The organism is Pseudomonas sp. MAFF 730105, from assembly GCF_055380705.1.
The window spans coordinates 5,330,944-5,356,170 of the sequence record NZ_AP018438.1; the positions used below are offsets into that span (position 1 = coordinate 5,330,944).

Genomic DNA, 25,227 nt, shown 5'->3' on the forward strand with positions numbered 1-25,227 from the left:
GTCATGGCTTGGATCCAAATGAAACGACTCCCTCCGCTTCCAGCGCTGCACACGTTTCTGATCACGGCCCAATGCTGCAACTTCACCCGGGCCGCCGAACAGTTGCACATTACCCAGGGCGCGGTGAGTCGGCAGATCGCTGGACTGGAGGATCATCTGGGCTACGCGCTGTTCCAGCGCCAGGCCCGCGGCCTGACCCTCACACCTGAAGGGACGGCGTGGTTGCCCCGGGTGCAGCAGGTGTTCCGCTTGATCGGCGATGCGGTGGAGCAGATTGGCGAGAAGCGCCAGACCCTGCAACTCAAGGCGCCGACCTGTGTGATGCGCTGGCTGCTGCCACGCTTATTGCAATGGCAGAAGGAACGGCCGGATGTGCCGGTGGAGCTGACGACCACCGTCAGGCACGGTGTGGACTTCCAGCGCGAGGGCTTCGACGCGGCCGTGGTCTATGGCCCGCCACCCGACACCTCACTGGCGTGCCTGCATCTGTTCGATGAGCAACTGACGCCCGTCTGCTCCCGCCCGGTGCTGGACGGCCCCGTGCCGCTGCGTGAACCTGCCGACCTGCAGCAACACCTGCTGTTGCACCCGACCCGCGACGAGCGCGATTGGACGGCCTGGCTGGATGCCGCCGATGTGCACTTGAGCAATGTCAGCAAGGGCCAGCATTTCGAAACCCTGGATCTGGCGATGTCCATGGCCTCACAGGGCACGGGCGTGGCGATAGGTGACTGGTCGCTGATCGGCGATGACCTGAGCGCCGGGCGGCTGGTGATGCCGTTCGAACTGAAGGTCAGAACCGGGTTGGGTTATCACCTGGTGTTCCCGCGCAAGACCCAGGCGTCGGGGCCGTTGCAGGAGTTGATGGGGTGGTTGGTGGAGCAGGCCCGGGCCCGGTGAAGTCCTGCAGATACTCCTTTGTGGCGAGGGGATTTATCCCCGCTGGGGCGCGAAGCGGCCCCAAGGCAGTCGACTCAATCTATCTGATGCACCGAGTCGCTTGGCTTTAGGGCTGCTTCGCAGCCCAGCGGAGATAAATCCCCTCGCCACAGGGATCTCTACAACCTTCGACCTCTATCAGAGCAGATTCGGCGCCTGCGTCGGTTCGACCTGCGCCCAATGCGAGGTGTCTTCGCGATGCTGTTGCAAATAGGGCAGCACCGCCCCCAGCAACGGCTCCTTGAACGCCTCCTGGAAACGATGGGCCAGGCCCGGGATCAATTTCAACTGGCTGCCGCGGATATGCGCCGCCAGATGGACGCCGTGCATCACTGGCAATAACGGGTCGGCGGTGCCATGGACCACCAGGGTCGGCACTTGCAATTGATTGAGCAGTTCGACCCGGCTCGGCTCGGCCATGATCGCCATGATCTGGCGTTTCACACCTTCGGGGTTGAACGCCCGATCATAGGCGACAGCAGCCTGATGCAGCAGCGCCTGGCGATCATCGATCACCAGGGGACTGCCCAGGGCAGCCAGCAGGTCAGCCTGCTGTTCCAGCGCCACCTCGCGATTCGGCGCACTGCGGCGTGACAGCAATCGCACCAGCGTTTCGCTGGGCGCCGGCAAGCCGGCCGCACTGGAGCTGGTCATGATCAGGGTCAGGCTTTCGACCCGCTGCGGCGCCATGGCGGCCATGTGCTGGGCAATCATGCCCCCATGCTCGCTCCCAGCAGGTGAAAGTGCTGCACGCGCAACGCATCCATCAGTCCCAGCCCGTCATTGGCCATGTCAGTGAGGGTATAGGGCGCGTCGACCGTCAAGCCCAGTTTGTAGCGAAGCGCTTCAAAAGTCAGGTTGGCGCTACCCGGTGCCTGCCGCCAGGTGGATAAGCCCACGTCCCGGTTGTCGTAGCGGATCACCCGAAAGCCTTGCTCGCACAGGGCAACCACCACTTCATCCGGCCAATGGATCAATTGCCCGCCCAGCCCCATCACCAGCAACAAGGCCGGATCGGAGGCACGGCCAATGCTCTGGTACGCCAGGCTTACCTGATCCAGATCGACCCGTTGGGTCGGGACGTTGACATCACAACGAGACGCCGCAATCGACGGCAGGCCGAACAACAGGACGGCCAGGAAAATGAACACACGCATGAAGAAACACCAAAACGCAGAACCCCAGTAGAGCGCGAGTCTGATGAAATTCGTTCAAGCGCGCTGCCACAGTTGCGTGACAGTTTGATGAAGATTGCCGAGTGGTTGTCCGAAAGGCGAACACTCCGCCTGTGGCGAGGGGATTCATCCCCGCTGGGCTGCGCAGCAGCCCCAAGGCAGTCGACTCAATCTGCCTGATGCACCGAGTGGCCTGGCTTTAGGGCCGCTTCGCAGCCCAGCGGGGATGAATCCCCTCGCCACAAAGGTGTTCACCTACAAGTATTTTGTCACGCCAACTGCCCACGCAACTGTCGCGCCGCCGCCACCATGTTCACCAGCGCCGCTTCGGTTTCCGGCCATGCCCGGGTCTTCAGGCCGCAGTCGGGGTTGATCCACAGGTGCCCGGCGGGAATCCGCTTCAGGGCCTTGCTCATCAACCCGACGATCTCGGCCGTGTCCGGCACCCGCGGCGAGTGGATGTCGTAGACGCCCGGGCCGATGTCGTTCGGGTAGTCGAACGCTTCGAAAGCCTCCAGCAGTTCCATGTCCGAGCGTGAGGTTTCAACGGTGATGACGTCGGCATCCATGGCTGCGATGGCCTGGATCACGTCATTGAATTCGCTGTAGCACATGTGGGTATGGATCTGGGTTTCGTCACGCACACCCGACGCACTCAAGCGGAAGGCTTCCACCGCCCAGTCCAGGTACTCCTGCCATTGCCCGCGTCGCAGCGGCAGGCCTTCGCGGAAGGCGGCCTCGTCGATCTGTACGATGCTGATCCCGGCCGCTTCCAGATCCACCACTTCGTCACGCAGGGCCAGGGCCAGTTGCTGTGCCTGGACCCGACGCGGCAGGTCTTCGCGGGGGAACGACCACATCAGCATGGTCACAGGGCCGGTGAGCATGCCCTTCATGGTCTTGTCGGTCAGGTTTTGCGCGTAGCGGATCCAGTCGACGGTCATGGGCTTCGGCCGGCTGATGTCGCCGTAGATGATTGCCGGTTTCACGCATCGCGAACCGTAGCTCTGCACCCAGCCGAAACGGCTGAAGGCATAGCCGTCCAGTTGCTCGGCGAAGTATTCCACCATGTCGTTGCGCTCGGCTTCGCCATGGACCAGTACATCCAGCCCCAGGCGCTCCTGGATCTGCACGGCGTGGCGAATTTCGGTGTGCATGGCGTCCTGATAGTCGTTGGCCGACAGCTTGCCCTGCTTGTAGGCCTGACGCGCCAGGCGAATCGCCGGGGTCTGCGGGAAAGAGCCGATGGTGGTCGTGGGAAAGGCCGGCAACTTCAGACGGGCCCGCTGCTGTTCGATGCGCTGGGCAAACGGCGAACGCCGCTGGCTGTCCTGGGGCTTGATGGCCGCCAGACGGGCCTGGACATCGGGCTTGTGAATACGCGTCGAGGCCGCGCGGCTCGCCTGCACCTCGCGGCTGGCGGCCAGCGCCTGTTGCACACCGGGGGCTTGCGGATCGTTCAATGCGTCACGCAGCACCGCCACTTCACCGCACTTCTGCACCGCGAAGGCCAGCCAGTGCTTGAGCTCGGGGTCGAGCCGGTCTTCACGCTCCAGGTCCACCGGGCTGTGCAGCAACGAGCACGACGTGCTGACCCAGAGGTTTTCGCCAAAGCGCTCCTGGGCCGGTTGCAACTGCGCCAGAGCCTGTTCCAGCTCGCAACGCCAGACGTTACGGCCATTGACCAGGCCCACCGAGAGAATCTTGTAGGTCGGCAAGCGGTCCAACACCTGGCCCAGTTGCTCCGGCGCGCGTACCGCGTCGATGTGCAAACCGTCCACCGGCAGGCTCACGGCCAGGCCGAGGTTGTCTTCCAGGCCACTGAAATAAGTCGCCACCAGTTTCTTCAGCGGCGAATACTGGAGGATGTGGTAGGCCCGCTCGAAGGCGCTCCGCCAGGCCAGGGGCAGGTCAAGGGTGAGGATCGGCTCGTCGATCTGCACCCACTCCACGCCCTGGGCCTTCAGGCGATTGAGGATTTCACCGTAGACCGGCAGCAGGCGTTCCAACAGGTCGAGCTTGTCGAAATCCTGCCCTTTGGCCTTGCCCAGCCACAGATAAGTCAGCGGGCCGATGATCACCGGTTTGACCCGATGCCCCAAGGCATGGGCCTCGTCCACTTCATCGAACAGTTGCTCCCAGCTCAGGGCAAAAGTCTGGTCGACGGAAAACTCCGGGACCAGGTAGTGGTAGTTGGTGTCGAACCACTTGGTCAGTTCCTGGGCATGTTGTGTCTGGCCGTGGTTGGCATCGCAGCAGGCCGGCGTGGCGCCACGAGCCATGGCGAACAGGGTGTCGAGGGTCGGCCGGCCCTGCGGGTTCAACGTGTTGCGGAATCGCGCCGGAACCGCGCCCAGGGTCAGGGTGTGGCCAAGCACCTGGTCGTACCAGGCGAAGTCCCCCACCGGCAGCAGGTCGATCCCGGCGTCTTTCTGCAATTGCCAGTGCCGGGCCCGCAGTTCACGACCGACGCTCTGCAAGGCGGCCGGCGCCAGGTCGCCCTTCCAGTAGGCTTCGAGGGCTTTCTTCAGTTCGCGGTCGGCGCCGATGCGGGGAAAACCGAGGGTGTGGGCCAGGGCCATGGTAAGAGTCCTCCTGTAAAAGATGACGCCATTGTCGACAGCCGACCCTGCATGAGACAAACTCAACCTTTTCGTGTTGATCACAAGTTTTACTCATGGAGCAATTCCGGTGCTTGAACTCCGCCACCTCAAGACCCTGCACGCCCTGCGCGAAGCCGATAGCCTGGTAGAAGCCGCCGAACGCCTGCACCTGACCCAGTCCGCCCTCTCCCACCAATTCAAGGAGCTGGAAGAACGTCTGGGGATGCAGTTGTTCGTGCGCAAGACCAAACCGGTGCGGTTCACCAGCGCTGGCCTGCGCTTGCTGCAGCTGGCCGACGCCACCCTGCCATTGCTGCGCAGCGCCGAGCGGGACATCGCGCGGCTGGCAGGAGGGACCGCCGGGCGCTTGCACATGGCAATCGAATGCCACAGCTGTTTCCAGTGGCTGATGCCGACCATCGACCAGTTCCGCGACGCCTGGCCGGAAGTCGAACTGGACCTGGCTTCGGGCTTCGCCTTCGCCCCGCTGCCAGCCCTGGCCCGTGGCGACCTGGATCTGGTGGTGACGTCCGACCCACTGGAACTGGCGGGCATCACCTACGTGCCGCTGTTCACCTACGAAGCGATGCTCGCCGTGGCCAACCAGCATCGATTGGCAAGCAAACCCTATATCGTGCCCGAAGACCTGCTCAGCGAAACCCTGATCACCTACCCCGTGGAACGGGATCGACTGGACATCTTCACCCGCTTCCTCGAACCGGCCGACATCGAACCGGCCCAGGTCCGCACGTCCGAACTGACGGTGATGATGATGCAGTTGGTAGCCAGCGGCCGTGGCGTCTGCGGCATGCCCCACTGGGCCCTGCATGAATACAGCTCACGGGGTTATGTGAAAGCCAAGCGGCTGGGGGAGAAAGGCCTGTTCGCCACGCTGTACGCGGCGGTTCGCACCGACATGCTCGATGCACCGTACATGCGCGACTTCCTGTTGACGGCCAAGGACACTTCGTTTTCCACGTTGGATGGGGTCAGTGCCGTTCGGTGATACCGGGGCACCGCTATCGCGAGCAGGCTCGCTCCCACAGGGGCTGCGTTGGCCTCACTGTCTGTATGCACACACATCCAAATGTGGGAGCGAGCCTGCTCGCGATGGCGCCTTAGAGCTCGCGCCACATGTGGATCTTGTCGAGATACTCGTCGTCCACCCGTATCGCCATCGGCTCCAGGCCGTAGAGCACGAAACCGCAGCGTTGATAGAGCTTGAGCGCCGGATCGTTGCCCGCGGTGACGGTCAGTTGCACCAGGCGCAGGAAGGTATGGCGACGGGCTTCGTCAAGCGCGGCCTCCAGCAGTTGCTGGCCAAGCCCCTGGTGACGATGGGTATCGACGACGTACATGCCAAACAGCGTCGCCTTGTGCCGGGCTTTCTGTCGGGCCTCCAGGGACAGGCCGACGATACCGGCCAGTTCCCCGTCGACGAACGCCCCCAGCACCACGTCAAGCCGGTTGGTCAGGCGAGACTCCCACCAATTCATGGGCATCGTCGCCCGCTCGCTGACGCTGGAGGTGAAGGCCTGCGGATGCAGCCCGTAGGCCTGGAGCATCAGCTCGCGATAGGCCGGTGCATCGCCGGCCCGCAGCCGTCGGATGCTCACGCGGCTCGCCGTTGCTCAAGCATCAGCCGCAGCGCCAGCGCACCCAGCACAAAGCCCATGAAATAACGCTGCACCGCCAGCCAGGTGGGGTTGTGGACAAACCACGAGGCAATGCCCGCAGCGAACAGGGCGATCAGCAGGTTGACGCTGAAACTGACGCTGATCTGGACCAGCCCGAGGATCAGGCTCTGTGTGAACAGCGACCCATGTTCCGGGCTGATGAACTGGGGAAATACCGACAGGTAGAACACCGCGATTTTCGGATTCAGGGCACTGGTGAGAAAGCCCATGGTGATCAGCTTGCGCGTCGAGTCCGCAGGCAACTGCTGTGCCTGGAACGGCGAACGCGCGCCAGGCTTCACGGCTTGCCAGGCCAGCCACAACAGGTACAACGCACCGGCCCATTTCAGGATTTCATAGGCCATGGGCACGGCCAGGAATACCGCCGTCAGCCCCACCGCCGCCGCAAACACATGCACGAAGAACCCCGCCACCACCCCCAGCAAGGAGGTGACCCCGGCCTTGCGGCCCTGGCAGATCGAACGAGAAATCAGGTAGATCATGTTCGGGCCGGGCGTGAGTACCATCAACAACGCGGCGGCGGCAAAAACCAGCAGGTCCGGCAGGGGAATCATGTGTCAATCCTTGAGGCGTGGGATCGAAAGGTCTGTAGTCCGATAGAACGGCAGGATCACCTCGCCTGTCAACGGGGCCAGCGACAATCCGCCATCGCCGGCCGGGTCGATCCAGCGAACTTCTTCAATTTCGGCAGCGGGCGAAACCGCAGCATCGATGTTCAGCAGGTACACCTGGGCCTGGACGACAAAACCCGGCTCGTTGGCGGCCGGCGCGCTGAACGGGCCCAGGTAGCGGGCCTGTGCCGGATCGATTGCCAGCCCCAGCTCTTCTTCCAGCTCCCGGGCCAGGGCCTGAATCGGTTGCTCATGGGGCTCGATCTTGCCGCCCGGCTGCATGAAGGCCCGGGTACCGCGCTTGCGCACCAGCAGGGTTCGACCATCCGGCCCGATCAGCAGGGCGGCGGCGATGTGGATGAGGGGAGTGGTCATGGATGATCGGCCTTGGCGGAAAAATGCCGGGGGAGATTACAGACCACAGAGGCTGGAGCAAAGCCTGCCCCACGTGCACAGGCAACACCAATCCCTGTGGGAGCGAGCCTGCTCGCGAAGGCGGTGTGTCAGTCAACTGCTCAACAGCTGATACGCCGCTTTCGCGAGCAGGCTCGCTCCCACAGGGGGATTCGAGTCGCCAGTCAGGCTTGGATCACCCCAACATCGGCTTCGGCGCCGAAGGATCCAGTTCTTCCTCGGGGATCTTGACGAACACGCTGTACCGGGCCCCTTCCATCGCTTCGAAGGCGATGAGCTTATCCACCAACGGTGCACTCAACACTTTGCCGGCATTGAGCAACAGCATGCCGTTGTCGGCGTTGAGGTTGCGGGCCAGGACCATGCCGGCCGCAAGTTCGCGGGTGGTCATGACCTTCACCGTCGGGTCGGACAGGGTCACGTCCTCCAGGTATTCGGCACAGGCCTTGATGAAGTCCTCCACCATGTCCGGATCGTACAGCTTGCCGGCGTATTTGCGGATGTAGACCAGCGCCTCGTCGCTGTTCATCTGCCGTTCGAGAATCAGCCCGCGCTGCAGTTCGATGAAATCCACCGCCAGTTTCAACAGCCTGGAACCGAACGGAATCGCCTCGCCCTTGAGGTGATCCGGGAAGCCGCTGCCGTCCCAGCGCTCCTGGTGATGGAGGATGATGCGCGCCGCGTCCTTCATCGGGTCCAGGGTCATCAGCAGCGATTCGCTCTGTTTCGGATAGGAGCGATACAGATCCAATTCGTTGTGATGCAGCAGGTCAGCCGGCGTGACCATCATGTTATCGGTCCAGCTCAGCTTGCCGATGTTGTAGAGCGCGGCGGCCATGGTCAGGTCGCGATCGGTGGACTCGTCGAGAAAGTGCAGCCGACTGTAGACCCGGATCAGTTCGATGATCTGCCGGTTGGTCTGCTTGGCCTTGGGCAGGCGCAAGTTGGCGATCAGCGAGAACACCTCGGTGCCGGTCACATAGCTGCGCTTGAGCTCTTCATAGGCCAGGTCGAGCATGTCGGCGGTCTGCTGCAGCTCGGCGGTGCGTGACGCCACGCGCTTTTCCAGGGTGGCGTTGAGGGTCTTGAGTTGCTGGTTCTGCTCGCGGTTCAGCGCTTCGAGGCGCTGGCGTTCGTTTTCGGAATGCTGATGGGCCAGGGCCTGGCGCAGGGCCTGCACCAGTTCATCGTCGTTCCAGGGCTTGCTGAGGTAGCGATACAGCCCCCCCTCGTTGATGGCCTTGGTCATCATGTCCACATCGGCGTAGCCGGTGAGCAGGATGCGCAGGGTCGACGGATAGAGCTTGCGGATCTGGGCCAGCAGCGTCGCACCGTCCATGTTGGGCATGCGCGCATCGGTCATCACCAGGTCGACTGGCCGTTCCTTGAGGATTTCCAGGGCCTTGGCGCCGCTGTCGGCCAGCAGGATCTCATAGGGCTGGCTGCGCAGTAACCGGCGCAGGCTATTGAGAATCGACTCTTCGTCATCAACCAACAGCACCGTCGGCTTCGTGACCGGAACGTCCGGCGATTGATCTTCCATTGCTACCCCCCTCCTAGTAAGACGACAACCGTTCTACCTTACCCCCAAAAGACAGGCTAGTAGATTGCGTAAATTTAGGCACGATTTGCCATCACTGACCAAGCGCATCCCGATCAGACGACTATGCTGTACCCCATGAAGGGCCAAGTACAGGCCAGAATACTCATGCCAGTGAAAGGGATATCAGATGTACCCACGGTTCTGTAGTCAGCATCACCTCGGTGCACGGCCATGAGCCTGCCCCTGGAAAGAGCCAATCGGCGGATCCTGATCGTCGACGATACCCTGACGATCCATGAGGACTTTCGAAAGATCCTCAGTCCCCAGGCACCCGCCGAAGACAACCTGAGCAGTGCCGAAGAGGCCCTGTTCGGCGCGCCGGTCGCGGTCGTCAGCCAGAGTTTCGTGCTTGATTCGGCCTTCCAGGGCATGGAAGCCCTGAACAAGGTCGAGACCGCACTGGCCCAGGGGCAGCCCTATGCCATGGCGTTCATCGACATGCGCATGCCCCCTGGCTGGGATGGCCTGGAAACCATCGAAAGGCTATGGCGCGCCGATCCCAAGCTGCAAGTCGCGCTATGCACCGCTTATTCGGACTATTCCTGGGAAGACATCGCCGAGCGTCTGGAACTGGGCGACCGCCTGCTTATCTTGAAAAAACCCTTCGACGCCATCGAAATTCGCCAGATGGCCAGTACCCTGACCGTCAAATGGCAGATGACCGAAGACGCGGCGCTGAAGATGGACATGCTCGAACACGCGGTGGAGGAACGCACCCGGGAACTGGCCGACGCCAACATCATCGTGCAGAACAGCCCGACCATCCTCTATCGCTTGCGGGGCGAACCGCCGTTCCCGTTGATGTACATCTCCCACAACATCACCAAGTTCGGTCATGTCGCCGGGCAACTGGTCGGCTCACCGGACTGGGCACAGGTGCTGATCCATCCCGACGACCAGTCCAAGGTCGACGACGCCATGGTTCGCGTGCTGGATCGCGATACGGCGGGTGCGTCCATCGAGTTCCGCATGCGCACCGGCGACGATACGTACCGCTGGGTGGAGAACCGCTACATCCCGGTGCGCAACGAGCAAGGCCTGTTGCTGGAGGTGGAAGGCATCATCCTGGATATCACCGAACGCAAGCTGGCCGAGGAAAAAATCGCCCTGCTGGCCCGTACCGATGGCCTGACCGGGCTGGCGAACCGCGCCACGGTGATAGAACGGCTGCACCAGGCATTCGCCGCCGCGCGCCGGGGGGCACCGGCGTTCGCGATGTTCTACCTGGACCTGGACCACTTCAAGCGGATCAACGACACCCTGGGCCATCCCATCGGCGACCTGCTGTTGCAGGAAGTCGCCAGGCGCATCAAGGACTGCACCCGGGAAAACGACGTGGTCGCACGCCTGGGCGGTGACGAGTTCGCCATCCTGCAACTAGATGTCCACGAACCCACCCACTGCGCCGCGCTGGCGGCCAAGATCCGCGATACCCTGGTGGCGCCCTACTCCCTGGACGGCAACGACGTACGGATCTCCGTGAGCATCGGTATCGCCCTGTACACGCCGCAGACCCTGAGTGCCGACAGCCTGATGGCCCAGTCCGACATGGCCCTGTACCGCTCCAAGGAAAAAGGCCGCAACCAGTACCACTTCCATAACGAGGAGATCAACCAGGAGGTGACGGACCGGGTCGCCCTGACCAACGACCTGCGCCAGGCCATCGAAAACCAGGAGTTGCACCTGCATTATCTGCCGGAAGTCGACCTCGGCACCGGCAAAATCCTGGGCATGGGCGTGCAGGTACGCTGGAAGCACCCGGAACGTGGCTGGCTGGAACCATCGGCGTTCATGCCGGCGGCGGAAAAAACCGGGCTCATCATTGCCCTTGGGCATTGGGTGCTGGATCAGGCCTGCCAGCAGATGCGCCAATGGCGTGATCAGGGCATGGCCCCTCCGGTCATTGCCATCGACCTGTCCCTGACCCAGCTCAAGACCGGGCCGGAACTGATCTACGATGTCCTGCGGACCACCGCCCGCTGGGAGCTGGCCCCCTGGGACCTGCGCTTCGATGTCACCGAAGCCACCCTCGCCCAGACCAAATGGACCCACAACGACGTATTGCCGCGCCTGTGTGAACTGGGGGTACAGGTGGCCATCGATGATTTCGGTACCGAGTATTCCTCGTTCGATTACCTCAAGACCTATCGGGTCAATCACCTGAAACTCGCCCAACGCTTGCTCGACAGCGCCAACGACGACCCGGGCAACGCCATGACCCTGCGGGCGATCATCAACTTTGCCCGGGACGTGGGCATCGGCATCATTGCCGAGGGCGTCGAGACCCAGGAGCAACGCACCACACTGATGTCCACCGGCGGAGCGATGCAAGCCCAGGGGCACTATTTCAGCACGGCGGTGGACAGCGGCCAGGCCGCCGAACTGCTCAAGGCCGGCACCATCGTTCCCGTGGTGGATCACTGGACCCGGCCGGCGAGCCAGCTATCGGAGAGCAACCCATGAACCCCATGTCGGTACCTGCCAACCGGCGGATCCTGGTGGTGGACGATACGCCGGCCATCCATCAGGACTTCCGCAAGATCCTCAGCCCCGGCAACGGCAGCGATGATTCGCTGGACGACACCGAGAGCCTGTTGTTCGGAACGCCCCAGGTCAACCGACTGCAATTTCAGATCGACTCGGCCTATCAGGGCGAAGAAGCCCTGGAGCTGGTCAAGCGCGCCCAGGCCGAAGGCCAGCCCTATGCGCTGGTGTTCGCCGACATGCGCATGCCGCCGGGCTGGGACGGCCTGCAGACCATCGAGCGGTTGTGGCAAGCCGACCCGCGGCTGCAAATCGCCCTGTGCACGGCCTTCTCGGATTACACCTGGGAAACCATGGCCGAACGCATCGAGTTCGATGATCAACTGCTGATCCTGAAAAAACCTTTCGACACCCTGGAAATCCGCCAGATGGCCAGCGCCATGACCTGGAAATGGCAACTGGCCCAGGATGCGGCGAGAAAGATGCGCAGCCTGGAACGCACGATCGAGGAACGGGTCCAGGAATTGCTCAAGGTGTCTCACCTGCTGCAATACGACGTGCTCACCGAATTGCCCAACAGCATGTTGCTCGGTGATCGCCTGACCCAGGCCATGGCCCAGTGCCGGCGCCATGACCGGCAACTGGCGGTGATGTTCATCGGCCTGGATCGCTTCAAGCGCATCAACAATGCCCTCGGCCATCCGGTGGGCGATGAGATGCTCAAGCGCGTGGCTCGCGCGCTGTCGACGGTGGTGCGTGAATCCGACTCGGTGTTTCGCTACGGTTCCGATGAGTTCGTGGTGGTGCTGGGGGACATCGCCGATCCGCAACAGATCAAGGGCGTGGCGGAAAAGCTGTTGGCGGCCGTCAACTCGCCCCAGCCCATCGAGGGGCATGACCTGAGCGTCACCGCGAGCCTGGGGGTCAGCGTGTATCCGGCCGACGGTTTCGACGCCGTGGCGCTGATCAAGAAAGCCGAGACAGCGATGCGCAACGTCAAGGAAACCGGTCCCAACGACTACCGTTTTTTCACCGAAGACATGAACCGCCGGGCCCGACAGCAACAGACCATCGAGTCCGGTTTGCGACTGGCCCTGCAACGCAAGGAGTTCGTGCTGCATTACCAGCCCAAGCTGGACCTGCGTAGTGGCAAGGTGGTCGGCGTCGAGGCACTGGTGCGTTGGGACCGACCAGGCCATGGGCTGGTCCCGCCATCGGATTTCATCCCGGTGGCCGAGGACAGCGGGCTGATCGTGCCACTCAGCCAATGGGTACTCCAGGAAGCCTGCCAGCAGGCCTGCACCTGGCAAGCCCAAGGCATGCGGCCGCTGTACCTGTCGGTCAACGTCTCGGCCATCGATTTTCGTCAACGGGGTTTCGTCGAAGGCATCGCCCGCACCCTCAAGGAAACGGGACTGGACCCGACACAGTTAGAACTGGAGATCACCGAAAGCGTGTTGATGCAGAACATCGATACCACCGTCGCCATCCTCAAGGCCATCAAGCAACAGGGGATCCGGCTGGCCATCGACGACTTCGGTACCGGCTATTCGAGCTTGAGCTACCTGCAGAAATTTCCAGTGGATGTGCTGAAGATCGACCAATCGTTCGTCGGTGACCTGAGCATCGACAGCAACGACGCCAAGCTGGTGAGCACCATCATCAACCTCGGCAAGGGCCTGAACCTGCACATCATCGCCGAAGGTGTGGAAACCCGCGAGCAGTTGGAGTTTCTCAAGGTCCACCAGTGCGAAGAGGCCCAGGGGTATTACTTCAGCAAGGCGGTGGAGCCGCTAGCCTTTGTCCAGTGGATGGCCCAGTGGGAACGGCGTCCGAATCCGTTTTCGTGAAACACCCATCAACCAAAAGATTCAAGGAAGCATCCGATGGCGTCATCTGGACTGTTACTCGCTCTCGGCCTGCTCATGGGCTTGGGCGTGACTGCTTACGCCGCACCACTGGACGAGCCGCTCAAACCGCTACCCCCTGTTCCGACCCTGGACCCCAAGCGTGTCCAACTGGGACAGCGACTGTTCTTCGATCCTCGGCTCTCGGTCAACAACACTCTCTCCTGCGCCAGTTGCCATCATCTTGACAAGGGCGGCGCCGACGACAAGCGGCTTTCCCTGGGGTTCGATGGCAAGCCGGTGGAGGTCAATACGCCTACCGTGTTCAATGCCAGCCTGAACTTCCATCAGTTCTGGGACGGCCGCGTCGATACCCTGGAAGACCAGGTCCACGCCGTGGTGACCAGCCCCACGGAAATGGGCAATACCTGGGAAGCGGTGGTCAAGCGCATCGCCGATGACCCGGGTTATGCCAAGGACTTCGCCAGTGCCTATCCCGACGGTGTCACCAAGCCCAATATCCAGGGCGCGCTGGCCGATTTCGAGCGCACCCTGCTGACACCCAACTCGCGCTTCGACCAATATCTGCTGGGCAACACCGACATTCTCACCCCCCGGGAAAAGTTCGGTTACCAGCGCTTCAAGGAATACGGCTGCATCGCTTGCCACCAAGGTGTGAACATCGGCGGCAACATGTTCCAGAAGTTCGGCGTCATGGGTGACTACATCGCGGACCGGGGCAACCCCACCCGGGTCGATGAGGGACGTTTCAACGTCACCGGCGATGACTCCGACCGTCAGGTCTTCAAGGTCCCCAGCCTGCGTAACGTGGCCGTTACCGCACCGTATTTCCACGACGGATCCGCACCGACCCTCGAGCGTGCGGTGGAAGTGATGTTCAAATACCAGTTGGGCCGTGAACCGTTGAAGAACGACACGGAACTGATCGTCGAATTCCTCAAGACCCTGACCGGTGAACACGAGGGCAAGCCACTATGAAGGCCCTTCGTCGCTTCGGCCTGTTCTTCATCGGCGCCCTGCTCGCCTCGGTCCTGCTGTTCATGTACGTCAATTCCAGTGCGCAACAGGCTGCCTCGTACATTGAGTCCCGGGACCTGATCCGCCTGCTCAAGCAGCAGGACGCCATCTGGGACAACGAGGTCCTCAAATCCCGGGTCGCCCTGAGCCATAACTACGACCCGCTGGTGTCCCCACTGCACGAAATGACGCGCCTGTGGCAACGCCTCGACACCATTGAATCGGAGCCCGGTCGCCATGCGCCCTCGCTCTGGGAGAACCAGCGCGACGAGTATCTCAAGGCCGTCAAGGAAAAAACCCGCCTGGTGGAACAGTTCAAGTCCCACAACGCGGTGCTGCGCAACTCCCTGGCCTTCCTGCCCACCGCCGAAGACGACATTCAGGCCGAGTTCGCCCAACTGTCCGACGAGGACAAGCTGCAGTTGCAAAGTGTCGCCATCGACACCTACGACCTGCTACTCAGCAGTATGGAGTTCTCTCTGCTCACCACCCGCGAAATAGCCGCCGAGGTGCTGCTGGGCCTGAACCGTCTCGATGTCAACAAGGAGCGCCTGCCGGTGGGCTTGCATGACTCCATCGACATCCTGAGCCGGCACATCGCTCTGATCCTGCGCGAACAACCACGGGTCAACGAGTTGCTGGAGAACATCGATGCCGTTCCTGTCTCCGATCATCTGGACAGCATTACCCGCCTGATCGAGAAGGATCAGGAAATAGCTGCCGACAAGTACCAGCGCAACCACGTGTACCTGCTGGTGTTCGCCACCCTGCTGGTATTGATATTGATCTGGCTGGCCATTCGGCTGGTACGCAGCTTTGCCGAGATCAAGCACGTCAACCAAGCCCTGAAAACCGCCAACGACGAACTGGAGCAGCGGGTCGAAGAGCGCACCCGCCAACTCAAGGATACCCAAAGCGAATTGATGGACACCGCCCGCCAGGCCGGCATGGCGGAGATCGCCACCAATGTGCTGCATAACGTCGGCAACGTGCTCAACAGCGTGAACATCTCCGCCGACCTGGTCAGCCGCAAGTTGCGCGGCAGCAAGGCCCAGGGGCTGGGCAAGGCAATGACCCTGATCAACGAGCACGGCCACGACCTCGGGCACTTCCTCAGCGAAGACGAAAAAGGCAAGCTGCTACCCGGTTATCTCAACCAATTGGCGGACGCGATTGCGGTCGAACAGCAAAGCCTGATCGATGAATTGGCCCAGTTGAGCAAGAGCGTGGACCACATCAAGGACATCGTCTCCACGCAGCAATCCTATGCCGGTGCCAACAGCCTGGTGGAACCGCTGGTGGTCAGCGAACTGTTGGAAGACGCCCTGCGCATGAACTCCGGCGCCCTGACCCGGCACCATGTAACTGTGATCAAGGAGTACGGCAACTTGCCGCGGATCATGGGTGACAAGCACCGTTTGTTGCTGATTCTGATCAACCTGATCAGCAACGCCAAATACGCCATGGCCGGAGTCTCGAATCATGCGCGGAACATGACCCTGCGTGCGGAGGTCGTAAATGACGAGACGTTGCAGATCAGTGTCAAGGACGAAGGCGAAGGTATTCCGGAAGAAAACATGACCCGCATCTTTGCCCACGGTTTTACCACGCGCAAGGAAGGCCACGGGTTCGGCCTGCACAGCTGTGCAACGGCCGCCATCGAAATGAACGGCCGTCTCACTGCCCACAGTGAGGGACCCGGCAAGGGAGCGACGTTTGTGCTGCACGTACCCCTGAAACTCGCGGAAGACGATTCATGAACAGTTTAAGTAACCGGCGCATCCTCTTGATCGACGATACGCCCGCCATTCATGAGGATTTTCGCAAGATTCTCACCCCCGAGGACGACAGCAACGCCGACCTGCAAGACATGGAGAGCGCGCTGTTTGGCGATGCACCGAAGCCGGTCGGTACGGTGTTCGAGCTCGACTCGGCCTATGGCGGCCAGGAAGGCCTGAGCAAATTGCAGGCGGCGCTGGCAAAAGACCGCCCGTATGCCCTGGCTTTCGTCGACATGCGCATGCCAGAGGGGTGGGACGGTGCCAAGACCATCGAGGAACTGTGGAAATGCGACCCGCAGTTGCAGGTGGTGGTGTGCACGGCCTATTCGGATTATTCCTGGGATGAATTGCTGGATCGACTGAACGGTCACGACCGCCTGCTGATCCTGAAAAAGCCCTTTGATAACATCGAAGTCCAGCAGATGGCCAACACCCTCACCACCAAGTGGGAGATGACCTCCCGCGCGCAACTGAAAATGAACAAACTCGAAGAACTGGTGCAGCAACGCACCCAGGCCTTCAAACAGGCCAGCACCTTGCTGCAGATGGAAATCGACGAACGCAAGATGCTCGAAACCCAGTTGGTGCAATCGGAAAAACTCGCCTCGCTGGGCCAGTTGGCAGCCGGGGTGGCTCATGAAATCAACAACCCCATCGGTTTCATTTCTTCCAACCTGGGCGCGCTGGACGGCTACTTCAACAAACTGGAGGAAATGCTCCTGGCCTATGGCAATGCCGAAGAAGCCATCGCTTCGCCGGAACTGGTGATGTACCTGACCAAGCTGCGCGAGCAGGTGGAGTTGGACTTCCTCGTCGAAGACATCCCGTTGCTGATCAAGGAATCCAAGGACGGCATTGCCCGGGTCGGACAGATCGTCAAGGACCTGAAGGACTTCTCCCGCGTCGACTCCAACCAGGAATGGCAGATGGCGAACCTGCAGCAGGGCATGGATTCGACGCTGAACATCGTGGCCAACGAAATCAAGTACAAAGCCGATGTGGTCAAGGAGTACAGCCCGCTGCCAGAGGTCGAATGCCTGCCGTCGCAAATCAATCAGGTGATCATGAACCTGATCGTCAACGCCGCCCAGGCCATCGGTCCCGAACGCGGCACCATCACCTTGCGCAACGGCGTCGACGGCGACACCGTGTGGATCGAAGTCGCCGACAACGGCTCGGGCATCGAACCGGAAACCCTGCAAAAAATCTTCGACCCGTTCTTTACCACCAAACCCATCGGCCAGGGCACGGGGCTTGGACTGTCGTTGTCCTATGGCATCGTGAAGAAGCACAACGGCGAGATCACCGTGCGCAGCGAAGTGGGGGTGGGGACGACGTTCCGGGTCGAGTTGCCGGTGCGGCAGATGAAGTTGGTGGGGTGACATTGATTAAACATGATTTATCTGTGGAAGGATGACCTGTGGCGAGGGGATTTATCCCCGCTGGGCTGCGCAGCAGCCCTAAAACCAGTCGACTCGGTACATCAGGCAGATTGAGTCGATTGTATTGGGGCTGCTATGCAGCCCAGCGGGGATAAATCCCCTCGCCACAGATAAATCCCTCGGCACATGAAATCCTCTCATCACCAGTTGCCCAGCGTTTCGCCACCAGCGCAGAATGGCCCTTCGCCCCTACCCCAAGGAAACCGCATGAGCCTGTCGCTACTGAGCCGTTACGCCTTCTTCGCTGGCTGTGTACTGTTCACCCTCGCCAGCCTGCCGTTCCTTGCGCATGACTGGCTCTGGCCGTTCGCGCTGGTGACAGGCCTGCTGAGCCTGCTGGGGCTGTTCGACCTGCTTCAAAGCCGCCACGCCGTGCGGCGCAACTATCCGATCCTGGGCAATATCCGCTACCTGGTCGAAGGCATTCGCCCGGAGATCCGCCAGTACCTGCTCGAATCCGACAGCGACGCCCTGCCCTTCTCCCGCGCCCAGCGCTCATTGGTGTATTCCCGGGCCAAGAACGAAAGCGCCGACAAACCCTTCGGCACGCTGATCGACGTTTACCAGGCCGGTTTCGAATTCATTGGCCATTCCATGCGTCCAGCCCCGTTGAGCGACCCCAGCGGTTTTCGCGTAACAGTCGGCGGCCCGCAGTGCACCCAGCCGTACTCGGCCTCGGTGTTCAACATCTCCGCCATGAGCTTCGGTTCCCTGAGCGCCAACGCCATCCGGGCCTTGAACCAAGGGGCGAAGCTCGGCAACTTCGCCCACGACACCGGCGAAGGCAGCATCAGCCCTTATCACCGTGAACATGGCGGCGACCTGACCTGGGAGCTGGGCAGCGGCTACTTCGGCTGCCGCACCCCGGACGGCCACTTCGACCCGGAGCGTTTTGCCGCCCAGGCCCGGAACCCACAGGTGCGGATGATTGAAATCAAGATGAGTCAGGGCGCCAAACCCGGCCACGGCGGGATTCTGCCCAAGCACAAGGTCACCCGGGAGATCGCCGAAACCCGCGGCATCCGCATGGGCGAGGATTGCGTTTCACCGTCCTGCCACAGCGCTTTTTCCACCCCCATCGAGTTGATGCAGTTCGTACAGCAGTTGCGTGAGTTGTCCGGTGGAAAACCGGTGGGCTTCAAGTTCTGCCTGGGTCATCCCTGGGAGTTCATGGGGATCGCCAAGGCCATGCTGGAGACCGGCATCCTGCCCGACTTTATCGTGGTGGACGGCAAGGAAGGCGGCACGGGCGCCGCACCGGTCGAGTTCACCGACCACATCGGCGCACCGCTGCGCGAGGGCCTGCTGTTCGTTCACAACACCCTGGTGGGCCTGAACCTGCGGGACAAGATCAAGCTCGGCGCCAGCGGCAAGATCGTCAGCGCCTTCGACATCGCCAGCGTACTGGCCATCGGCGCCGACTGGGCCAACGCCGCCCGGGGCTTCATGTTCGCCATCGGCTGCATCCAGTCGCAAAGCTGCCACACCAACAAATGCCCCACCGGCGTCGCCACCCAGGACACCTTGCGCCAGCGCGCCCTGGTCGTCCCGGACAAGGCCCAGCGGGTCTACAGCTTTCACCGCAACACCCTCAAGGCCCTGGCAGAAATGCTCGCCGCCGCAGGCCTCGAACACCCGTCGCAGTTGCAACCCAAGCACCTGGTTCGGCGGATGTCCGCGACCGAGATCAAGCTGTTTTCCCAATTGCATGTGTTTCTCAAGCCCGGGGAGTTGCTGACGGGCGAGGTCAATGGCGCGTTTTATTCGCGGATGTGGCAGATGGCGCGGGCGGACAGTTTTGAGCCTTTGGAAGTGGGGGCTGCGTAACGGCGGGTTGATTACCAGCCTCGGTTGAGGCTGGTGTCGCTTTGAGAGTGAATAGAGAAGCAGCCATCCCACCCTCCTTGAGAGTCAGCGTGAGCTCCCAATCTGTTTCCAACAGTAATTGGTCCTCTGGGAGTATTTCTACCGCTACCCACCAAACCCTATGCCCCAGGCATTTTAATACCTGCAGATTATTGAAATAGACCCAACCAAGATTTCCGGAAATCGTGGCATAACCGCCACGTTCGATGAGTTTCAGAATAGTAGTGGCGGGCAAGCGGAGATACAACCTCGGTTGAATATCTGTCTTATTGTAATAATCGAATGGCAGATACCAGATTAAAGACTCGAGCACAATTTCATCACCTGGCCGAACCGCTTCTTTGATCTTTGCCGCCAGCACATCCAGCCGGAAATCTCGACGTAAATCCGTTCCATTCAAACCGTCCGCTTGTCGATAGACCGATTGCAACCCTTGCATTTCTGCCGTGACCATAACCACCAGCGCCAAGACCAGAACTCCAGTTCGTCGCGCCAGACTATCCAAAGCGACAGCAACAATGAGCGGTAATCCCACCGCAGCAAATGTCAAATAACGAGGCACAAAAACCGGGACAATGATGGCGACCAGAGCAAGCACGACAGCAGGAATAAAAAAATAGCCAATCAATAAGCCATGGAAACGATATGGGGCATTTTTTTTCCAAACCAGCACGATCGCGCAGGTAACAATCAATGCCAACGGCACTGCACGAATCAACAACGACTGTGCTCCCACACCATTCATAACAGTGAACTGCCAAACAAGGCTCAACACGGCCTGGCCTGTGATCGGCGGTATCCAACCAAACTCATCCCAGCCTGCCAGTTGCTCGATAAAATGAGGCAGCCAAGGCACGAACAACACCACTATCGCGCCATTAGCCAGAATCCAGGCACGCGCAGATATAGAATGAGCGATATCCGAACGTCCCCACCACCAATGAAACCAATGAACAAGCACACACAACGCCGCGAAGTAGTGGGTGTAGAAAGCTGCCGTCATCAACACCACATAGATACAGGCAAAACGTTTCTTCCTATACCCCTCAGTCCAGCACACCAAGGCAACGGTTGCCCCCATCAGCCAAAACCCGAGCAACGTATACATCCGCGCTTCCTGGCTATAGCGAACCGATATAGGCAGCAACACCAATAACAATGCAGCAATCCAAGTTGCCCTGCGCGTGGAAACCAGACTCATCAGTTTTACGCTCAACAAGACAGTGCCGATATCCATCATGGCACTGAGTGACCTCACGGCGACGACTCCATCACCAAACAACGTCATCCAGTAATGCAGCAGCAGATAATAAAGAGGCGGATGAATGTCCCGTGCCGTAATGGACCAGATCTGCCAAGGCTCATGTCTGGCAAGCAGCACGCTGAAAGCTTCGTCATACCAGATGGCGGGCACCGAGATTCCGTGAAATCTCACAACCAGTGCGAGAGCCACCAGTGTCGCCAAAGCCACACGGTCGACCAACCGACTTGCCGGCTTTTTCAGATAAACAGAAATATCTCTCATCAATCATGATGCCTTGGAATCAGGATTGCGTGGATCGCTACTAATCACTTCGCCATGACATGCTGGTTTATCCCGCGTCCTCACCCCTCCTCGGATCATCTCCTTGATCACATACCGAGGTCGGTGTTTGGTTTCCAGATAGATCCGCCCGATGTACTCACCCAGTACGCCGATGCCAATCAGTTGCACGCCACCTAAAAATAGAATCGCGGTCATCAACGAAGGATAGCCAGGCATATCATTTCCAAAGATCAGCTTGTCCAGCACCATGTACGCCGCATAGACCAACGAAACCAGTGAGATGCAACCGCCGAGATACGTCCACAACCGTAACGGCACGGTACTGAACGAGGTAATGCCCTCAAGCGCCAGATTCCACAACTTCCAGCCATTGAACTTGCTCTGGCCGGCGGCTCGGCTGGCGCGGTCGTATTCGATGACCACGGTGTTGAAGCCAGCCCACGACAACACGCCTTTCATGAACAACTGGTATTCGGGGAGAGTCTTGATTACCTCCACGACCTTGCGGTCCATGAGGCGAAAATCCCCCACGTTCTGTTCAATGTGAGGGTAGGCAATGTGATCGAGCAGGCGGTAGAACAGGTTCGCGCCACGGCGCTTGAGGTAGCTGTCGGAGGAGCGGTCACGACGCTTGGCCAATACCACTTCGGCACCTTTTTCCCATTCGGCAATCAGCCGGGGAATGACGTCGATGGGGTCTTGCAGATCGACGTCCATCGGGATCACCACATCGCCGCCAGCGTATTCGAGCCCGGCAAACAGGGCCGGCTCCTTGCCGAAATTACGCGAGAACTCAATCAACAACACCAGATTGTCCGCCAGTGCAAAGCTACGGGCCAGGGAGCCGGTCCGGTCGTCACTCCCATCGTTGATGAACACAATCTCCACGGCATGACCCTTCAATGCCGGATGTCGACGAACATTCTCGTAAAACATACCGACGGTCTGCTCTTCATTGAACACCGGAACGATCAGCGAAATGTTCATGTGCAGCGCCTGCGAAATACCACAAACCGGGAGAACAGAAATCCGAACACCAGACTCAGCAGCGAAAACACTGTAACGGTCAGAAGACTGTGGACATGCCAGCGATCCCCCAGATCACCCACGATGAAACTGAGCGCGCCCATGAAACATAAGAAAAGAACATAGCCTACCGCCGAAGGCTTGGCCTCGAAGGTGTAAAGCGCATTGATATAAAAGGAAAACGAGGCCGCTACGCAAAAGGCCAGGAAATTACTGATCGACTGGTCAAGGCCGGCCGCTACACGCAGCACGAAAAATATCTGCCAATGGATCAACGTATTGGCAAGCCCAACCAATGCGTAGCTGAAAAAAACTTTCCAGATCGCTCTCATAGATGCCCCGGACTGTGTCGGTGCCTCAGGCGATATTTAATCTAGGGGGCTATCGGAGCGCGGTCTACTGTAAGAAATAACAGGTCACTCAAGTTTGCTCCCGCCAGGTCGCGTAGCAAGCCCTTTTTGGGTGCTTCGCCCCGAAGCGGGAGCAGGTTCCCTCGCCACCATGGTCCGAGCAAAACTCAAGTGAACAGCGACATCGCTATTGGCCTATGAAACCGAACTCACCGAGCCCTCTGCCTCACCCGTCGGCTGCAATTTGAAGGTGTAGAACAGCACCGTCAGCAGCACCAGAAACGCCGGCCCCACATACAGCGCCACCCGTGTATCCGGGAAGTACGCCATCAGCCCCACCACCAGCACCAGGAACGCCAACGCCAGGTACGAGCTGACCGGATACAGCCACATGCGGTATTTCAGGGCGGCACGCTCGGAAGCGCTCAGGCCTTTGCGGAACTTGAGCTGGGCCAGCAGGATCATCACCCAGGTCCAGATCGCCCCGAAGGTGGCGATGGAGGTCACCCAGACGAAGACTTTTTCCGGCACCAGGTAATTGAGCAGCACGCCCAGCAGCAACGCGGCAATGGACAGCAACAACGCGCGGCGCGGTACGCCGTTGGCCGAGGTCCTGGCAAAACCGGCCGGGGCCTGGCCGTTCTGCGCCAGGCTGTAGAGCATCCGCCCGGTGCTGAAGATGCCGCCGTTGCAGGACGACAGCGCAGCGGTGATCACCACGAAGTTGATGATGCCGGCAGCCGTCTTGATACCCAGGCGCTCGAACGTCATCACGAACGGGCTGCCCTGGGTGCCGATCTCGTTCCATGGGTAGATCGACAGGATCACGAACAACGCGCCGACATAGAACAACAGGATCCGCCAGAACACCGAACCGATGGCGTTGGGAATGGTTTTCTGCGGGTTCTTCGCCTCACCCGCGGTCAGGCCGATCATCTCCACGCCCAGGTAGGCAAACATCACCATCTGCAGGGACATCAATACACCCTGCACCCCATTGGGCATGAACCCACCGTGGGTCCAGAGGTTGGAAATACCCAGGGCCACGCCGTCGTTGCCGAACCCGAAGGCGATGATGCCGACGCCGCCGATGACCATGGCGATGATGGTCACGATCTTGATCAGCGCAAACCAGAATTCGAACTCGCCGAAGGCCTTGACCGCGATCAGGTTGATCGAGCCCATGCTGACCAGTGCGGCCAGGGCCCAGATCCAGCGGGGCACGTCGGGGAACCAGATGCCCATGTACACCGCTACCGCGGTGATTTCCGCCACGCAGGTCACCAGCCACAGGAACCAGTAGTTCCAGCCGGTCAGGAAACCCGCCAGCGGGCCGAGGTAATCCTGGGCATAACGGCTGAACGAACCGGCCACTGGATTGTGCACGGCCATCTCGCCGAGGGCGCGCATGATCACCAGGATCGCCAGGCCGCCGATGATGTAGGACAGCATGATCGCCGGGCCGGCCATTTCGATGGCCTTGGCCGAACCGAGGAACAGTCCGACACCGATGCAAGCGCCAAGCGCCATCAGGCGGATATGCCGCTCGCCGAGTTCACGTTTGAGCGGACCGCCCTGAGCGGTCTCGCCATGGGGCAGATGATTGCCGACAGGCATAGGGATACAACTCCGTTTTGTTATTGGATTAGCCACCGGGTTTCCAAGGCCACAGGCCGATAAGCCTGCCACCTTGCCGAAACCGGGCCTGCCTCGTGGACAGACCGTCCCGGAAACCAGAACGTCAAGACCGGTGGGTCGTGCAGTATAAAAAGCCAAGGATAGAGAGTTTCACTGTAAAACTTTGGAAATTCAGGGATAAGCCACAGCAAAAGTCGGGTTTTTGGAGAAGCATTGACTGGGAATACAGAGGATTTAAGAGCACCGCCCCCCTGTGGCGAGGGGATTTATCCCCGTTGGGCTGCGTAGCAGCCCTGAAACCTGCTGATTCGGTGTGTCAGACAGATTGAGTGCTTTGGGGATGGGGCTGCTGCGCAGCCCAGCGGGGATAAATCCCCTCGCCACAGGGGACTACGCAGATTTCGGAATTTTCGCTCATACGTCTCAGCGTCGTGGAAACACCTACACGGCTAGGCTGCATTGACACCCCCTTCAAAGGAAGCAAGGAATGCATCCACGCCCCAATTCCCATCGCTTGCGCCGAGGTCGCTGTTCGGAGCAAGGGCGCGGCTACCTGGTAACGGCTGTCATTCATCGACGACGTCCAATATTCGCTGACTGGAAAGTTGGAAGATTGTTAGTAGCTGAATTTAAACGAGCCCATGACTCGGGCCAGGTCAACTCCTTGGCCTGGGTGGTGATGCCGGATCATTTCCATTGGCTGGTTCAAATCAACAATACCCCTCTGAGTCGAGTCATTGGTGCCACCAAAGCTCGATGCACACACAGCGTCAACAGTCGGACCGGGGCGTCCGGCCCGCTCTGGCAAAGCAGCTTCCACGACCATGCACTCCGCGACAATAAAGACATCCAGCCCTTCGCCCGCTACATCATTGCCAACCCGGTTCGCGCAGGGCTGGTAAGCCGAATTGGCGATTACCCGCTCTGGGATGCCATCTGGCTCTGAAGCTGTAGCGAGGGGATTTATCCCCGCTGGGGCGCGTAGCGGCCCTAAAACAGTCGACCGGATCTGCCTGATGTACCGAGGTAGTCTGGTTTTAGAGCCGCTGCGCAGCCCAGCGGGGATAAATCCCCTCGCCACAGGGGTTGCATAGTGCCTACAGGATTTCAGAGTGCCGGCCTGTCCACAATTTCCCTCCCCCACGCAAACCACCGTCTAAGCTTCAA

At 60.3% G+C, this 25,227-nt stretch carries 18 protein-coding genes and 1 pseudogene; 9 read left to right on the plus strand and 10 right to left on the minus strand.

Annotated features, from left to right (window positions below; all coding sequences use genetic code 11):
* The first annotated feature begins 18 nt into the window (after positions 1-18).
* Positions 19-900, plus strand: coding sequence for a LysR substrate-binding domain-containing protein (locus tag PCOSP_RS23290; RefSeq protein ID WP_139645137.1), 882 nt, complete (start codon positions 19-21; stop codon positions 898-900).
* A 177-nt stretch (positions 901-1,077) separates the two neighbouring features.
* Here PCOSP_RS23290 and PCOSP_RS23295 read toward each other — a convergent pair.
* Both PCOSP_RS23295 and metE read right to left on the minus strand, forming a co-directional pair.
* A pseudogene (locus tag PCOSP_RS23295) lies at positions 1,078-2,096 on the minus strand (alpha/beta fold hydrolase).
* Between the two features lie 287 nt (positions 2,097-2,383).
* The gene (gene metE, locus PCOSP_RS23300) at positions 2,384-4,696 is read right to left on the minus strand and encodes a 5-methyltetrahydropteroyltriglutamate--homocysteine S-methyltransferase (protein WP_464709598.1); all 2,313 of its coding nucleotides are present in this window, start codon (positions 4,694-4,696) and stop codon (positions 2,384-2,386) included.
* A 109-nt stretch (positions 4,697-4,805) separates the two neighbouring features.
* On the opposite strand from metE, the gene metR reads away from it, so the two are divergent.
* Positions 4,806-5,723, plus strand: a complete 918-nt coding sequence (metR, locus tag PCOSP_RS23305; RefSeq protein WP_139645131.1) for a transcriptional regulator MetR — start codon at positions 4,806-4,808, stop codon at positions 5,721-5,723.
* 112 nt (positions 5,724-5,835) lie between these two features.
* Here the strand turns inward: metR and PCOSP_RS23310 are convergent, their stop codons facing one another.
* The 4 genes from PCOSP_RS23310 to nosR form a co-directional block, all read right to left on the minus strand.
* Positions 5,836-6,333: a GNAT family N-acetyltransferase gene (locus tag PCOSP_RS23310; protein ID WP_175363003.1), complete on the minus strand. Its 498-nt coding sequence runs from the start codon at positions 6,331-6,333 to the stop codon at positions 5,836-5,838.
* Positions 6,330-6,968 (minus strand): LysE family translocator, encoded by a 639-nt coding sequence (locus PCOSP_RS23315; protein WP_139645127.1) that lies wholly within the window; start codon positions 6,966-6,968, stop codon positions 6,330-6,332. Before PCOSP_RS23315 ends, PCOSP_RS23310 begins: the two co-directional genes overlap by 4 nt.
* 3 nt (positions 6,969-6,971) lie before the next feature.
* Entirely contained in the window at positions 6,972-7,400 is a 429-nt protein-coding gene (locus tag PCOSP_RS23320) for an NUDIX hydrolase (RefSeq protein ID WP_464709599.1), read from the minus strand.
* A gap of 214 nt (positions 7,401-7,614) precedes the next feature.
* Positions 7,615-8,982: a response regulator c-di-GMP phosphodiesterase, NosR family gene (gene nosR, locus PCOSP_RS23325; protein ID WP_139645123.1), complete on the minus strand. Its 1,368-nt coding sequence runs from the start codon at positions 8,980-8,982 to the stop codon at positions 7,615-7,617.
* Between the two features lie 231 nt (positions 8,983-9,213).
* On the opposite strand from nosR, the gene PCOSP_RS23330 reads away from it, so the two are divergent.
* The 6 genes from PCOSP_RS23330 to PCOSP_RS23355 all read left to right on the plus strand — a co-directional run bounded on the left by PCOSP_RS23330 (position 9,214) and on the right by PCOSP_RS23355 (position 19,461).
* The gene (locus PCOSP_RS23330) at positions 9,214-11,505 is read left to right on the plus strand and encodes a GGDEF/EAL domain-containing response regulator (protein ID WP_464709600.1); all 2,292 of its coding nucleotides are present in this window, start codon (positions 9,214-9,216) and stop codon (positions 11,503-11,505) included.
* Positions 11,502-13,376, plus strand: coding sequence for an EAL domain-containing response regulator (locus tag PCOSP_RS23335; protein ID WP_464709601.1), 1,875 nt, complete (start codon positions 11,502-11,504; stop codon positions 13,374-13,376). The genes PCOSP_RS23330 and PCOSP_RS23335 overlap by 4 nt, the downstream gene beginning before the upstream one ends.
* Before the next feature lie 36 nt (positions 13,377-13,412).
* The gene (locus tag PCOSP_RS23340) at positions 13,413-14,372 is read left to right on the plus strand and encodes a cytochrome-c peroxidase (RefSeq protein ID WP_464709602.1); all 960 of its coding nucleotides are present in this window, start codon (positions 13,413-13,415) and stop codon (positions 14,370-14,372) included.
* Positions 14,369-16,171, plus strand: coding sequence for a DAHL domain-containing protein (locus PCOSP_RS23345; protein ID WP_464709603.1), 1,803 nt, complete (start codon positions 14,369-14,371; stop codon positions 16,169-16,171). Before PCOSP_RS23340 ends, PCOSP_RS23345 begins: the two co-directional genes overlap by 4 nt.
* A complete protein-coding gene (locus PCOSP_RS23350) occupies positions 16,168-17,574 on the plus strand; it encodes an ATP-binding protein (protein WP_139645113.1) in 1,407 nt (468 codons plus the stop codon). The genes PCOSP_RS23345 and PCOSP_RS23350 overlap by 4 nt, the downstream gene beginning before the upstream one ends.
* Positions 17,575-17,841: 267 nt before the next feature.
* Complete coding sequence (locus tag PCOSP_RS23355; RefSeq protein ID WP_464709604.1) at positions 17,842-19,461, plus strand: FMN-binding glutamate synthase family protein; 1,620 nt, start codon at positions 17,842-17,844, stop codon at positions 19,459-19,461.
* On the opposite strand, the gene PCOSP_RS23360 is transcribed toward PCOSP_RS23355, so the two are convergent.
* The 4 genes from PCOSP_RS23360 to PCOSP_RS23375 form a co-directional block, all read right to left on the minus strand.
* Positions 19,382-21,025, minus strand: coding sequence for a glycosyltransferase family 39 protein (locus PCOSP_RS23360; protein WP_175362994.1), 1,644 nt, complete (start codon positions 21,023-21,025; stop codon positions 19,382-19,384). The genes PCOSP_RS23355 and PCOSP_RS23360 overlap by 80 nt on opposite strands.
* A 3-nt stretch (positions 21,026-21,028) precedes the next feature.
* The gene (locus PCOSP_RS23365; protein WP_175362993.1) at positions 21,029-22,033 is read right to left on the minus strand and encodes a glycosyltransferase family 2 protein; all 1,005 of its coding nucleotides are present in this window, start codon (positions 22,031-22,033) and stop codon (positions 21,029-21,031) included.
* Positions 22,030-22,404: a GtrA family protein gene (locus PCOSP_RS23370; RefSeq protein ID WP_175362992.1), complete on the minus strand. Its 375-nt coding sequence runs from the start codon at positions 22,402-22,404 to the stop codon at positions 22,030-22,032. Before PCOSP_RS23370 ends, PCOSP_RS23365 begins: the two co-directional genes overlap by 4 nt.
* 213 nt (positions 22,405-22,617) lie before the next feature.
* Positions 22,618-24,039 (minus strand): amino acid permease, encoded by a 1,422-nt coding sequence (locus PCOSP_RS23375; RefSeq protein ID WP_464709607.1) that lies wholly within the window; start codon positions 24,037-24,039, stop codon positions 22,618-22,620.
* A gap of 508 nt (positions 24,040-24,547) precedes the next feature.
* Between PCOSP_RS23375 and PCOSP_RS23380 the strand changes: the two genes are divergently transcribed.
* Positions 24,548-25,006: an REP-associated tyrosine transposase gene (locus PCOSP_RS23380; protein ID WP_464709608.1), complete on the plus strand. Its 459-nt coding sequence runs from the start codon at positions 24,548-24,550 to the stop codon at positions 25,004-25,006.
* The last annotated feature ends 221 nt before the right edge of the window (positions 25,007-25,227 follow it).